14 protein-coding genes are annotated in these 12,054 nt (G+C 65.0%); 6 read left to right on the top strand and 8 right to left on the bottom strand.

The window, feature by feature from the left end; genetic code table 11:
- Position 1: 1 nt before the first annotated feature.
- On the bottom strand, positions 2-778 hold the full coding sequence (locus LVJ94_42870) for a phosphatase PAP2 family protein (GenBank protein WXB03635.1): 777 nt from the start codon (positions 776-778) through the stop codon (positions 2-4).
- Positions 779-1,097: 319 nt separating this feature from the next.
- Here LVJ94_42870 and LVJ94_42865 point away from each other — a divergent pair, with 319 nt between their 5' ends.
- Positions 1,098-2,015, top strand: coding sequence for a helical backbone metal receptor (locus LVJ94_42865; protein WXB03634.1), 918 nt, complete (start codon positions 1,098-1,100; stop codon positions 2,013-2,015).
- A 188-nt stretch (positions 2,016-2,203) separates the two neighbouring features.
- Here LVJ94_42865 and LVJ94_42860 read toward each other — a convergent pair whose 3' ends face one another.
- Positions 2,204-2,416 (bottom strand): hypothetical protein, encoded by a 213-nt coding sequence (locus tag LVJ94_42860; GenBank protein WXB03633.1) that lies wholly within the window; start codon positions 2,414-2,416, stop codon positions 2,204-2,206.
- 30 nt (positions 2,417-2,446) lie between these two features.
- Entirely contained in the window at positions 2,447-2,920 is a 474-nt protein-coding gene (locus LVJ94_42855) for a hypothetical protein (GenBank protein WXB03632.1), read from the bottom strand.
- Between LVJ94_42855 and LVJ94_42850 the strand changes: the two genes are divergently transcribed.
- The 3 genes from LVJ94_42850 to LVJ94_42840 are packed head-to-tail and all read left to right on the top strand — an operon-like array spanning position 2,919 to position 6,106.
- Positions 2,919-4,106, top strand: a complete 1,188-nt coding sequence (locus tag LVJ94_42850) for a helix-hairpin-helix domain-containing protein (GenBank protein WXB03631.1) — start codon at positions 2,919-2,921, stop codon at positions 4,104-4,106. The two genes, LVJ94_42855 and LVJ94_42850, sit on opposite strands and share 2 nt — an antisense overlap.
- Before the next feature lie 48 nt (positions 4,107-4,154).
- On the top strand, positions 4,155-5,507 hold the full coding sequence (locus LVJ94_42845; protein ID WXB03630.1) for a pentapeptide repeat-containing protein: 1,353 nt from the start codon (positions 4,155-4,157) through the stop codon (positions 5,505-5,507).
- Positions 5,507-6,106: a polymer-forming cytoskeletal protein gene (locus LVJ94_42840; GenBank protein ID WXB03629.1), complete on the top strand. Its 600-nt coding sequence runs from the start codon at positions 5,507-5,509 to the stop codon at positions 6,104-6,106. Before LVJ94_42845 ends, LVJ94_42840 begins: the two co-directional genes overlap by 1 nt.
- Before the next feature lie 194 nt (positions 6,107-6,300).
- Here LVJ94_42840 and LVJ94_42835 read toward each other — a convergent pair whose 3' ends face one another.
- The 5 genes from LVJ94_42835 to LVJ94_42815 form a co-directional block, all read right to left on the bottom strand.
- Positions 6,301-6,879, bottom strand: coding sequence for a GNAT family N-acetyltransferase (locus LVJ94_42835; GenBank protein WXB03628.1), 579 nt, complete (start codon positions 6,877-6,879; stop codon positions 6,301-6,303).
- Between the two features lie 142 nt (positions 6,880-7,021).
- Positions 7,022-7,348 (bottom strand): hypothetical protein, encoded by a 327-nt coding sequence (locus tag LVJ94_42830; protein WXB03627.1) that lies wholly within the window; start codon positions 7,346-7,348, stop codon positions 7,022-7,024.
- An 86-nt stretch (positions 7,349-7,434) separates the two neighbouring features.
- Entirely contained in the window at positions 7,435-8,100 is a 666-nt protein-coding gene (locus LVJ94_42825) for an outer membrane lipoprotein carrier protein LolA (protein ID WXB03626.1), read from the bottom strand.
- Complete coding sequence (locus LVJ94_42820; GenBank protein ID WXB03625.1) at positions 8,097-9,554, bottom strand: C45 family peptidase; 1,458 nt, start codon at positions 9,552-9,554, stop codon at positions 8,097-8,099. Before LVJ94_42820 ends, LVJ94_42825 begins: the two co-directional genes overlap by 4 nt.
- A gap of 6 nt (positions 9,555-9,560) precedes the next feature.
- Entirely contained in the window at positions 9,561-10,286 is a 726-nt protein-coding gene (locus LVJ94_42815) for a glycosyltransferase family 2 protein (GenBank protein ID WXB03624.1), read from the bottom strand.
- Between the two features lie 179 nt (positions 10,287-10,465).
- Between LVJ94_42815 and fsa the strand changes: the two genes are divergently transcribed.
- Both fsa and ybeY read left to right on the top strand, forming a co-directional pair.
- On the top strand, positions 10,466-11,119 hold the full coding sequence (gene fsa / locus LVJ94_42810) for a fructose-6-phosphate aldolase (protein WXB03623.1): 654 nt from the start codon (positions 10,466-10,468) through the stop codon (positions 11,117-11,119).
- A 118-nt stretch (positions 11,120-11,237) separates the two neighbouring features.
- Complete coding sequence (gene ybeY, locus LVJ94_42805) at positions 11,238-11,831, top strand: rRNA maturation RNase YbeY (GenBank protein ID WXB03622.1); 594 nt, start codon at positions 11,238-11,240, stop codon at positions 11,829-11,831.
- Positions 11,832-12,054 lie beyond the last annotated feature (223 nt).

The raw sequence follows: 12,054 nt of genomic DNA, 5'->3' as shown, positions 1-12,054 counted from the left end.
CTCAGAACACTCCCGCGAAGCCCATGCCCGCACCGCCCGTGTAAACCTGGGGCACTGGAACCATGTGCATGCCTGCCGTGCGGATCTCGCCCAGCGCCCGACCGCCGCCGAATCCGTAGTGAAGAAGAGAAGGAAGCACGTAACCGGAGAGGGCTCCCACGCCCCATCCCATGAGCACGTCGGTCGACCAATGCCGATCGGCCACGACGCGCGAAACACCCGTTCCGGCAGCCGCCCCCATCATGAGCAGGCACGGCACCAAGTCTGCGACTCCCCCGCCGTACAGCGGCAGGTGCTGATGGTGCACGCACGTGAGGCCCGCCATCGTGGCCACCGCGGCGGCGTGTCCGCTGTAGAAGCTTTGGAAGTCGCCATCGTTTCCGCAGCCATTGGCCAACGTGCGGCCCGACCCGTCGCGGGTGGTCCCATCCGGTTGGCACTGATCCGTGTAAGGTCGCGCACGCCCCGAGCCACGTTCGACCGACAGGGTGACCACGCCGGTGGTGCCCAGCGACTGCAAGTTGATGAGCGTCATCTCGATGGCCACGTCCGCGCTCTGGTGAATGCCGAGCGCGACGACGTACACATCAATGATGTAGGGCAACAGGACGGCGCTTTTGTACAGGATGTCGCCGGCATCGATGAACCAGTTCTGCGCCCCGGCGGTGCGGCCGCGCATCGCATCACGGACGGCGTTATCGAAGAGCCAACCGCCGCGCGAGTTCGCCGACGTGGCCGGTTTCCAATATTCGTTGACCACGGCGGAACCGACGGTCATTGCGATGATATTCAAGCCTTCGACCACGCGGATGCGTGGCCAATCACGGCTCCATTCGACCTTGTCCGGGTCCGATGCGGACGCGGTTTCTGCCAGCGTGGAAGAACACGCCATGGTCAGGGTCATCGCAGCGAGACGGAGTCTTCGACGTGCGCGGGTGGCATTGGCAATCTTCATCGGCCGAGTCGTCCGGGGAGGAGGGGAAACCGCAAGAGAGCGAAAGGCGCGATTTTAAGCGACGCCTCAGTTATCACGAAAGGCTGGATTTTGACCACGAAAGGTTGGATTTCGCGGCGGAATCTGCCAAGCATCGCGTTTGATGCTCAAAATTCGAGACGACCGCCAGCGTGAGCTATTGTTCGGAAGCGCTCCGAAACGCGTCGTATCGCTCGTGCCGAGCGATACCTTGACCGTAGCCGAGCTCGGATGTGAAGGCTCCCTCGTGGGCCGCACCGACTATTGCGAACTGCCCGAAAACGTGGTTGCGAAGGTGCCCAGCATCGGCGGCACGAAGAACCCGCGCCTGGACGATATTGCGGATTTGTCTCCCGATCTCGTAATTGCCAATCAGGAAGAAAATACGAAAAGCGATTTGGAGAAGCTCGCCCAACGCGGTATTCGCGTTTACATCGCTTTCCCCATGCGCGTCGCCGACGGCATCGCGCACATGGCCAGGCTCGCGCGCATCTTCAAGGTGGACCGCGACCCGAAGGTGCGTGCACTTTGCAAAGAAGCTTACGAGAACGTGCGCGAGGCGGAGGCTCTCCGAACGGAGGGTCATCGAAGGGAGAGGGCCGCGCTGCGGACGTTCTGTCCGATCTGGATGAAGCCACTGATGACCATTCACGGGAGCACGTTCATCAGCGACATGCTCCTGCTGGCGGGTGCAGACAACGTGTTCGCCGATCGCGAGCGAAAGTATCCGCTCGCTGCGGATCTCGGGCGCGGAGAGCCACTCGATGCGAGCGCCACGTTCGGGCGCGACGTGCGCTACCCGCGGGTGACCATGGACGAAGTGGAGGCGCGCGCACCGGAGCTGATCCTGCTTCCGGACGAGCCGCATCCTTTTTCGGAGGAAGACGCCGATGTCTTCCGTGCAACGAAAACGCCCGCTGCCGAGCGCGGCGCTGTGGTGCGCACGGGCGGTAAGGACCTGTGTTGGTATGGTGCGCGAAGCGTGACGGCTCTGCCCCGTCTTCGCACCCTCGTCGACATGCATCGACCTTTGTCCGTGTAGGCCGTCATTCTCCCGAGCTGGCGGATGATGCGCGCAACGTTTTGGCTGGGGTAGGGGCTTTCCGAGCGCGCATCATCGGGTATCATCGTACGAACGCGGGGAACACGGCGGCAGGTGTCGCCCGCGCGGGACAACTGCATGAGCATTTTTTCGAGGCTCTTCAACAAAGGCCAAACGCCGGAGGACGGTCAGCCCGCCGCACAAGAAGGCGCACCGAACGAGAGCGAAGGGTCTGCGCCGGTCGCTAAGTCGGGCGGCGCCAAAGGCGAGCGAAGCGAAAAAGCCCCGCCCCGGCGGCCCGAGGCCGAGATCCCTCCACCCCCGCCCGCGGCATCGCCCGCGTTGTCGGGCGCACCCCGCGTGAAGTTCGAGCCTGCGGCCACCGCACGCCCGTCGGTCACCAGTCCCGTTCCGCCGCCTGCACAGCGGGGTTACCAGCGGCCTGCCGCGCCGCCGATGGCACTCGGCGGAACGCCGTCGCAGGTACCGTCGCCGCCCACCCGCAATTCTTCCCCCTCGGGGTCGACGTCTACGCGCACCGACGGCGACGCGACGGAGCCGAATCGTGGGGCGAAGCCCGCACCCGCGCCCACGAATTCATCGGTCGCGAAAAACAATGATCCGCAGCGCACGACGGGGCCACTTCCAAGGAGGAACGAGACCAGCATGAAGACACGGGTGATGGGCGGAGCTGCTGCACCTAACGCCGCGGTACGGCCGTCCACCTCGACACAGGCGTCCTCCCCTGGAGGGGCGCAGGCGCCATCCTCGTCCGCTGTAGAAACACGACCGTCGGTGTCGTCGGGTCCCACCTTCGTATCGGGCACGGCGACGGTGTCGGGCCCCGGATCGTCACGCAACGCAAATGCGACCAAGCGTCGGCCATCTTCTCGTCCAAAGCCCATGGACGCTCCAGCAGCTCCACCGCCGTCGCCCGTAGCTCCTTCCACGGTCAACATCCCCGCAGCCTCGCTGGCCGCAGCGGCCCCGCCGCGCAATGCGGTGCGACCTGCGCCCGTCCCTGCAACCCCCATCATCGCCATCCCCGGCGCCCGAGTGCCCGACGGCGTCGTGGGGCCGGCACCCGTTACGTCGCGCATGGGAGGGTCGCCGTCGACACCGCCGGCACTCGATCCCAATGCGCCCCTGGCGCAGCCGGATTCGGCCAGCGTCTCGCCCTTCACGACGCTGGACTTGGGAGGTTCATTTTCGATGCAGAGTGAGTTCCCACCTTCGCTGGTCTCGACCAGCCAGGTCGATCCGGGCGATGTTCGCGGTCTCTTCGGAGAGCTGGCAGCGCAACACATGCAGCCGGTTCGCGATTTCATGTTGGAGCTCACCTCCCAACCCGCCGACACCTCGTGGCTCGAGATCTGTGAGCCGGCGATCCGTTCGCTCCGTCGTTCGGCGGAAGGCATGGAGTTGCCCGATCTGGCGAACGCGCTCGATGGCTACGTGGCATCGCTTGCGGCGGCGATCAACGCCGGTGGGAAGGTGATCGAGGGCCAGGTGCGCGAAGCGGTGCTCGCCGCCTATTCCGGTTTGGTCACGGTCCTTCCGGAAGCCTTCACGTTGCCCGAGAAGTCCTCGGGTGCGCAGCGCGAGGCGCTCATCGTGCACGCGGTGTTGCGCCAGGTGCCCGGCGTCACGCGGCAGGCCATCGACAAATTGTACGGCGCAGGTCTGACTTCGTTGGATACGCTGTATGCGGCCAAGGCCGAAGATTTGAGCGCAGCCGCCGGCATTTCGCGTGAGGTGGCCGAGCGCATCGTGGCCAAGGCGACCGCGTTTCGCACGGAGCGCGACCGCGGCCGCGATGTCGAACGCGAAGAGCTTGCATTTACGACGGCGCTCCTGCGAAAACTGCATGAGGAATACGAACGCGCCACGGAAGAATGGGCGGATTCGGCATCGGGCTCGCGCAAGCGTCACGTGCGGCAGGCACGGGCCGAGGCGCTTCTCAAAGTCGAAATCATTCTTGCACGTTGGGGCGCGGTCAAACTCGTTCAGGAACTCGACAAGCAATCGTTTGAACGCAAGCTCGAAATAATCGAACGCTACGTGAAAGAAGAAGCCGCGAAGATTCGCTGACGCGGACCAAGGGCGCACATAGACGCGGCGGCGCGGAAACGAAAACCGATGAGCCAACACATGCCGGAATTCACACCTGACGTCATCCTCAGCAAGATCAAGCGCGGCGAGAGGCTCGAGCGGGCCGACTTGCGCGGCGTGAACCTCGCGCGCGCACCGCTCGAAGGAGCGAATCTCCGACGTTGCGATCTCGAAGGATCGAACCTCGAAGGTGCGAAGCTATCCCGCGCCAACTTGAAGAACGCCAGCTTGCGCGAGGCGTATCTGGTGAGCGCCGATCTTCGCGAAGCAAACCTCGACAACGCCGACCTGGAGGGCGCGAACCTCGAAGGCGCCATCCTCGCCGGCGCGAATTTGAGCCGCGCGAACCTCGAAGGCGCCAACTTGGTCGGCGCCGACCTCACGGGCGCGAAATTCAGCTACGCGCAGCTCGACTCGGCGAACCTCGGGTGCGCCGATTTGAGCGGTGCGGTGCTCTCCCACGCCGACTTGGTGGAAGCCTACCTCGGCGCGGCGAAGCTCCTCGTGGCCGATCTGTCGAACGCGAACCTTCGCTCGGCGAACCTCGAGGAGGCCGACTTCACCGACGCGCGTTTGAACGACGCGGAGCTGGTGAGCGTCAACGCGCGCGCGGCGAAGTTCGTCGGCGCTTCGCTTCTCAAAGTGAATCTGTCCAACGCGAACCTGACCGATTCCGATCTGGACAAGGCGGACGCCCGGCACGCGAACCTCACGGGTGCGACGCTCGACGGCGCGAACGTGAACGGCCTCAAGGTAGGTGGCCTGTCCGGCACGGGCAAGCCGCTGAAGAACCTGCGCGGCGAGTGGATCGACGTGACCATCCCGGGCGATGGTTCGACGCGGGCGAGCGCCTCGCAGATGGGCGGCATCCTCGCCGGCGAAGTGCCGACCTTGGTGGCACCGTCGCAGCTGCCTGCGCAGCAGGCCGCGCCGGGAGGGCGGTTGCCGGCGAAGCGCTACTTCGGCCGCGGCGACACGTTCCGCAATGCGAGCCTCGAGTTCGACGAGGGCGCGACGGTGGAGATCGAGAGCCTGTTCGAACAGTGCTCGATCACCCTGGGCAACGGCGTCGAACTGGTGATCGGCAAATCGGGCATCTTGGCCGGTTGCCAGATCAATGGGTTTGGCAAGATCGTCATCAACGGCCACTACTACGAGCGCTCGGCTCCGGGCATCGTGGGGCCGCGTGAGGTGATTGTAAGCGCCGGCGGCACCCTGGTGGGCGCCGTCGAGCAAGCGCCCGACGACGGGACACGCTTCGCGTTCGAGCCTGGCTCCAAGCTTCGCATGAAGATCAGCAAGGCGGGGTCGAACGGGAAGGGCGCATCTGGCGCAGGACAAGGTAAGGCGGGGCAAACGTCGAAGAGTGGGAGGACCTGATGATCGATAAGAGCAGCAGTGCAGCAAGCGCACCGGGAACCGCAGCGGTGAAGCAGACCCTCGTCGAAGAGGGAACGACGTTCAAAGGCTCTCTGACTTCGAACTGCCCCATCGTGGTCAAAGGCCGAATCGAAGGAGACGTGGCCGCGCCGTCGCTCAACGTGAGCACGTCGGGCTCGGTGAGCGGCAGCGTGAAGGTGACCGACCTTCGTTCGGCGGGCGAACTTTCGGGCGATTTCGAGTCCGAGACGGTGCAACTCTCGGGCGTCATCAAAGACAACACGCGCCTTCGCGCGAAGTCCCTCGAGGTGCGCCTCGCGGTGCCCAACGGCAAGATGCAGGTCGTCTTCGGCGAGTGCACCCTCGATGTGGGCGAGCCCCTGACCAAAGAAGAAGTCATCAAGGCCGCCGCCGCGCCGCCCGTCGAAGCAAAGCCCGTCGAGCCCGCCCCCGAGGCCAAGGCCGACGACAAGAAGGGCGGCAAGGACAAAGACAAGGACGGCGGCAAGGGAGGCGGCGGCGACACCAAGCCTTCCGTCCACCCCAAAGACGGCAAAGAAGAAGGCGCCAACGGCGCCGCCGCCGACGCGACCAAGTAGTCCCGCGCTCGGCAGGAGAGTTTGAACAGGAAGACGGGAAGACGGGAAGGGCTTACGGCACGACCCGTCACGGAACGCTGGTTTGTTGGTTTTCAGTTGGCTCGTTGGACCAACTGGAAAACAACAAAACCTTCCCGTCTTCCCGTCTTCCCGTCTTCCCGTCTTCCTGTGAATTTCTGGATGGGTGCCGCGGGTCAGGGGCGCTTGTCGGACGACAGGAGCGCGAAGACGGCGTGATCGAGCCAGCGGCCGTGGCATCGCTCGGCTTCGCGGGCGATGCCCTCGAAGCGAAAGCCAAGGCGGCGGATCACGGCCAGTGAGGCGTGGTTGTCCGTGGCTGCGGCCACGCGCACCCGGTGGGCTTTCAGCTCGCGGAACGCCCACGTGAGCAGCATGCCCGCGGCCTCTGTCATGCAGCCGCGGCCGGTGACGTCGCTGCGCAGCCAATAACCGAGCTCAACGCTCTGGTGCAGGTGCGCGAAGGACTCGAGCCCCACCACGCCGAGAAACTTCCGGGACGCCCGATCGCGGATGCCGAAGCGGCACGCGCGGGCGTTGTCCCAGTCGAGCGCGCTCGCGTCGGCGTAGCGGAAGCTCGCGTCCGGATCGACGTTGAAGGGCACCCACGGAAGCCACGGCTCGAGCTCACGACGCGACGAGTCGACCGCGTACCAGAGATCGTGGGCGTCCGACGAGTCGATCGGCACCAGATAGAGCCGACGAGTTTCCAGTGGGCGAAGACGGAGCTCGACACGCGGAGGAACGGCCAACATTTCGGGGAGACCGTTACTCTAATTCAGCGAACGCGTTTCTGCACCTGGACGCTGCACCTGTCACGTCGGCCACGTCGGCCACGTCGGCCACACCCGTCACGTCGGCCATCCCGCACGCGCCGGCTCGGTGCTGAACCGGCGCCTACGAGGCCACCGGGTAAGCTTTTACGGTCGCTTTGTCGGGGCGGTCGATGCTCTCCAGGGGGCTCGTGATCAGGTCACGGCCATCGTAGGTGAAGTACATCGCCTCGCCCAGAATCGGCTCGCCCGGGTTGGGCACGATGGCGCCGTTGCGGAAGAAGCGCAACCCGCCGCTGATGCGTCGCTTCAGCGCGAGGTGTCCCGGCATGAAGCTGCCCGTGCGGCGATCGCGCACCGCGACGCAGAAGCCGTCGCGGAAGTGATACTCGGTGTTCTTCGTCACGTACATGCGGTGACGTCGACGATCCGGTCCGATGAAACGACTCATGAAGCTCCTCCGAGTGAACGAGTGTCGGACCGGAGCATCGAATCACCCGCCCCCGTGGGCCAAGTTTAAGCCGGCTCGAGTTGGGCCTAGAACGGAGCCCGAACCTTGGCGGCATCCACGGCCACGTCGCGCTCGAGCGTTCCGAAGGTGATTTCCGTGCGATCACGCGGTCCTTCGACGAGCGTGGCGCGCGTTGGCCGCACGCGCTCGCGGTCGAGTGAGAAGAGAATTTTATCGAGCTTGCCGCTCTGCGCGGTGCCCGCAGGTGCCGCCGTGGTGCGCGGCGTCGCTTCGAACGAGATGCCCTCGTCGTTGCGCGAGACGACACGCAGCTCATAGCGCTGTTTCAGCTGCGCCAGATCGCCTCCGAGCAAGGTACGAATGTCCTCCAACGCAACGGCGAGCTTGCCCTGCGTGACCGGCATGCGCCCGCGTCCGTGCGCGCTCTGGTACGCGACGCCCTCCGGCCCGACCCAATAGACCACCGAGTCGGGCGCGGCGAGCTCCCAGCGCAATCGCTCGGGACGCACCAAGGTGAGCGTCCCCGTCGACTTGACCTTGGCCGACATGAGGCCGATGGTGCGCTCCTGCGTGAACGGCCCCACGAGCGTCTTGAGCGACGCCCGCGCGCGTGCCACCTCGGCCAGCGCTGCGTCCACGTCGTCCGCCGCGAGGGCCACGTTCGCGTGGTGCACGGCCAGCGAGGCCGCGCCGATGCCGACCAGAAACCGCCTTCGCGACCACACTGTCATCGACCGTCTCCTTTCACGTGCCACCCCCCAGCGTGCGCCCGTCCCGCTTCGTAGCGTCCGTCCTGCAAAATGGGGTCGGCCGGCAGCGTCTCCGGCTCCGGATCGCGCGCGGGATCGTGCCCTTCGCCAAAGATGGCCCGCAGATCGAAGCGCACGAAGCGTCCCGAGAGGTGCGGCCCTTCGCTGACCCAGAGCACGCGATCCGTTGCGTCGGCCACGATGCCATGCGTCGCAATGAGCGCGTCGATCGAGCGCCGATCGCCGAGCTCGCAGGCGCCTGCCACATTGGCCGCGCAGCGGTGATCGCGCAGCATGCTCACCATGCGCGGGACGCTGCCCGAGGCGGGCCCCACCTCGGTGAGCATCTCGTCCAAGCGCGAGCGGCGCGCGAGGGTCGAGGTGCCCTCGCGCACCTGTCGATCGCGTCGATCGTCCTTCAGCGGGCCCTCGAAATGGTTCGTCAGCGCCAGCCGATCGGGCTCGGTTCCTTCGCGCAACGTCGCAGGCTCGCCCGGCGCGCGCTCCACCACGACAGCGTGACCGCGCGCGTCGGTGACCATCACGATGTGCGACACCATGACCGACTGCTCGCGCAGGATCGCCACCGCCTCGTCGGTGTCGTGCGCGCGCTCGAGCACCTCGCGCAGCGAAAACACCACGGGAATGCCCGAGGTGCGCGGTTCGCGTGCGCGGCCGCCGTGCACCACGATGGAGACGCCTTCCAGGTTCATCCCGCTCATCACGCCGATGAGCCCCGGCCAAGCCACGCTGGCGAATGGAATCGCACCGGGGCTGCGCACGAAGTACACGGCCTTGTCGCGATCGAAGACGTCGCCCGCCTCGAAGTCGAAGGCGCGCGCCATCAGAGCGTGCCCATTTTCCGTGCGGCTCGGACCGAGCGCCACGCTCGAACAACCGATGAGCGGCGAATGCTCGAAGCTCAAAGCGATGTCGTAGAGCGCGTGCAAGAAGAGCAGGCGATGGTACGTCGGCATCGTGCCTGATAGAGGCTCCGGCTCGAACGCCGCCGCCTCCGCCGCCAGCTCACGGAGCCGCGCCTCCGGTACGCCGCGATCGACATGCCGGTAGCGAATCCGCCCGAGGTCCATCAGCAGCGCGCGCGCGGGTGCGAACGGCACCGCCCGCTCGAAGTCGTCCCAGAGCGTGAGCTCGTTGCTCATCATGCGATCGCGAAGCAGCCGCGCATGATCGCGCCCGATGGTCTCCGCGTCGCCTTCGAGGTACACCTCGCGCACGCCGGCGCGCACCCGTGCATACGCCTTGCCGACGCGCCGGATCCCATTCTCCTCGCGCACCGTCTCGGCGGCGGTCGTCGTCGTCACGCCGGCCGGCGGCGCGATCCCGGTCGTCCAGCGCACGAGCCCGTGCCCGATGGGCGCCGCCAAAAGCAGCACCCCCAGGGCCATCAGCTTCTTCTTATGGCGCCGCCACATCGAGGCTCACGTAGTGTAAGCCGTGAAGCGCCGCAACGACCGCAGCCGGGTCGCAAACACCGTGCGCAGCACCACGCCGATGATCCGCGCCGGGTCGCGCACGCTGTCGAAGTGGGTGACGCGCTCATCTTCGGGCGGGTACACCACGTCGATGGGGATCTCGATGACGTCGGCACGCACCGCGCAGAAGAGCAAAATGATCTCCGCCTCGAACGCGTATCCCGTGGAACGCGGACCAAGCGCGAGCGTTTCCTCGACCGGGTAACGGCGCAGCCCGCACTGCGTGTCCGACAACGTCCTCCCTGCGAACCGCGACAGGAAAAAATTGGAAATCCCGTTGGAAAACCGATTGGCGCGAGGCGCACCCGAGCGCACCAGATCGCGCACGCCGAGCACGAGCGCATGCGGCCCCGCCCCGCCTTCGAGCACCGCGCGTGCCGAGGACGCCGGATGCTGCCCATCGGCATCTACGGTGAGCGCGACGGCGCACCCCAAATCACGTGCCTCGCGCAATCCGGTCGATAGAGCAGCGCCTTTCCCGAGATTTTTCGCATGGGAAACGACCCGAACCCCAGCCTCGCGGGCCACGGTCACCGTCCCGTCACGCGAACCGTCGTCGACCACAATGAGCCGATCCGGGGGAATTTCAGGCAATTCCCTCTTGAGCTCTTCGAGGACCGACGCCAAACTCGCGGCCGCGTCGTACGCGGGAATGATGACGCAAGCCTTCATGTTCCCCAACGCCGATCGCACGCTAAACACCCCATTTTAAGGCTCATTCCTAGCTAGTGAGCACCGGCGCCCCCAAGAACAGTGGACACCGACGCTATGAAAACCGCACAGATAGCACCGCAGACGGGGTGGATGGTGGATAAGTTCGCACCCATAATTGACCGAGGAGATCGGAAGCCATGAAGCTCTTTATCGACAGCGCCGACCTGAGCGAGATCAAAGAAATTGCCTCGATGGGCATTTTGGACGGCTGCACGACCAATCCCAGCCTGCTCGCCAAAGTGGGGCGCAAGATCGAGACCGCCATCCCTGAAATCTGCGAGATCGTCGACGGTCCGGTTTCGGCGGAAGTCGTATCCGTCAACTACGAGGAGATCCTCACCGAGGGTCGCGTCCTCGCCAAGTTGCACAAGAACGTCGTCGTGAAGGTGCCGCTCATCTCCGAAGGCCTCAAGGCGGTGAAGACGTTCACCAAAGAAGGCATCAAGACCAACGTCACCCTGTGTTTCAGCGCCACGCAGGCCCTTCTCGCGGCCAAAGCCGGCGCCACGTACATCTCGCCGTTCCTCGGCCGCATCGACGACACGTCGCACGAGGGGATGGAACTCATCGAGCAGATCGTCACCATTTATCAAAATTACGATCTGCCCACCCAGGTGCTCGCGGCGAGCATTCGCAGCCCGTACCACGTGACGCAGGCCGCCATCGTGGGCTCTCATTGCGCCACGATTCCCGGTAACATTTTGAAGCAACTCATCAAGCATCCGCTCACGGATATTGGACTCGAGAAGTTCCTCGCCGATGCAAAGAAATCGGCCGCCACGGCCAAATAGCCACGGCTCTTCGTTTCGATAGCCCGCTCCCCTCTATCCCCTGTCTGCGCTCCCGAGGGTACTGAGAAAGTCGGGAGCGGGATCGGGATCGGGGGGCGCGGGACTGAGTTTCGGATAGATGACCGTTAGAGTCGTGGTGGAGTGCGGGCCTTGGAAAGGTGTCGCGCGGCGGGAAGTGGAGCGCCGTGCGACGGCCATGCTCGGCCTTCTTCAATTGCAGGAGTCCGAGCTTTCTATCGTCTTAACAGACGACGATCACATTCACGAATTGAACAAAGTCTATCGCGCAAAAGACAAGCCGACGGACGTGTTGGCATTCGCGATGCGTGAGGGCGAGTTTTCCAACCTTGCCGGCGAGCTTCTCGGGGATGTCATCGTCAGCATCGAGACCGCGAGAAGACAGGCCGCCGCGCGCCAAGTCGATGCCCTCACCGAGGTGACGATGTTGGTGGCACATGGGCTCTTGCACCTTCTGGGGTGGGACCACGACACCCCAGCCCGCGACAAGGCCATGCGAAAAGAAACGGATCGGCTTTGCGTGGCGGCGGCCGCTGTCAAGTACGGCCCCGCAAGCGGGGCCTTGGGCAAGAAGGGCCCTGCGAGCGGGGCCTTGGGCAAGAACCGCGCTGCAAGCGGGGCCGGACGCCGATCGACTCCGTCCGCCAAAGTCTCCAAGGCCCGCCGCCCTCAAAGGAGAGAGCCAAAGGGTTGATAATGGAGGGTTTTCCGGCGCTTCTTTGCCCAGACGAAGCGCCCGGGATGGACACACAGAGGTCCATAGAAACCCCACCTTTGAGGAATTACCGCTCACGTGGAGCGGAAAAAATAGGGGTGGGGACGAAGAAATAAGCTTTTTCCCCTTGCGGGGTGCTGATTTGCGATGTTACCTGTCGCGTATAGCCGTGCATCACCGGGATTTTGCCTGTTCCCCCGAA

This window comes from Sorangiineae bacterium MSr11367, from assembly GCA_037157805.1.
In the GTDB taxonomy this organism is placed as follows: domain Bacteria; phylum Myxococcota_A; class Polyangia; order Polyangiales; family Polyangiaceae; genus Pendulispora; species Pendulispora rubella.
Note: the sequence above shows the minus strand (reverse complement) of the source record. Positions and strands in the feature narration are given on the sequence as shown.

What these genes read in the sequence shown, in the direction of transcription:
- LVJ94_42820 (WXB03625.1), bottom strand. Translation starts at nt 9,554, where the DNA reads ATGTGGCGGCGCCATAAGAAGAAGCTGATGGCCCTGGGGGTGCTGCTT.
- LVJ94_42840 (WXB03629.1), top strand. Translation starts at nt 5,507, where the DNA reads ATGATCGATAAGAGCAGCAGTGCAGCAAGCGCACCGGGAACCGCAGCG.
- LVJ94_42815 (WXB03624.1), bottom strand. Translation starts at nt 10,286, where the DNA reads ATGAAGGCTTGCGTCATCATTCCCGCGTACGACGCGGCCGCGAGTTTG.
- LVJ94_42870 (WXB03635.1), bottom strand. Translation starts at nt 778, where the DNA reads ATGACCGTCGGTTCCGCCGTGGTCAACGAATATTGGAAACCGGCCACG.
- LVJ94_42835 (WXB03628.1), bottom strand. Translation starts at nt 6,879, where the DNA reads ATGTTGGCCGTTCCTCCGCGTGTCGAGCTCCGTCTTCGCCCACTGGAA.
- LVJ94_42825 (WXB03626.1), bottom strand. Translation starts at nt 8,100, where the DNA reads ATGACAGTGTGGTCGCGAAGGCGGTTTCTGGTCGGCATCGGCGCGGCC.
- ybeY (WXB03622.1), top strand. Translation starts at nt 11,238, where the DNA reads ATGACCGTTAGAGTCGTGGTGGAGTGCGGGCCTTGGAAAGGTGTCGCG.
- LVJ94_42845 (WXB03630.1), top strand. Translation starts at nt 4,155, where the DNA reads ATGAGCCAACACATGCCGGAATTCACACCTGACGTCATCCTCAGCAAG.
- fsa (WXB03623.1), top strand. Translation starts at nt 10,466, where the DNA reads ATGAAGCTCTTTATCGACAGCGCCGACCTGAGCGAGATCAAAGAAATT.
- LVJ94_42865 (WXB03634.1), top strand. Translation starts at nt 1,098, where the DNA reads ATGCTCAAAATTCGAGACGACCGCCAGCGTGAGCTATTGTTCGGAAGC.
- LVJ94_42855 (WXB03632.1), bottom strand. Translation starts at nt 2,920, where the DNA reads ATGGGCTTTGGACGAGAAGATGGCCGACGCTTGGTCGCATTTGCGTTG.
- LVJ94_42850 (WXB03631.1), top strand. Translation starts at nt 2,919, where the DNA reads ATGGACGCTCCAGCAGCTCCACCGCCGTCGCCCGTAGCTCCTTCCACG.
- LVJ94_42830 (WXB03627.1), bottom strand. Translation starts at nt 7,348, where the DNA reads ATGAGTCGTTTCATCGGACCGGATCGTCGACGTCACCGCATGTACGTG.